Here is a 230-nt window from a genome sequence, read left to right on the forward strand (position 1 = left end):
GCTGGGGACGCTGCGTGCTTGGTACAGGCTGACGAGGCTGTACGCGTCAGGTTTTTCCGAACCTCGTGTCATCGCCGCGCTCAATCCGTCCAGGACCGTCAGTCCTTTCGAGTGGGACGAGGACGAAGAGGGTTACACGTTAGCCATCTTCGAGTCCTTTGACACGGAAAACCGGTTTCCGCAGCGAAGCCGGAAGAAGGACAAGCAGCCGGCGGAGGACGATCCGAGGG

1 protein-coding gene is annotated in these 230 nt (G+C 60.4%); it reads left to right on the forward strand.

Going from position 1 to position 230, the window contains the following annotated elements; translation table 11 throughout:
• The coding region (locus ACSNOK_RS36600) for a hypothetical protein (protein WP_436784946.1) at positions 1 to 230 on the forward strand (230 nt) is incomplete at both ends.

This window comes from Streptomyces sp. URMC 126 (assembly GCF_051386555.1).
Lineage (GTDB): Bacteria > Actinomycetota > Actinomycetes > Streptomycetales > Streptomycetaceae > Streptomyces.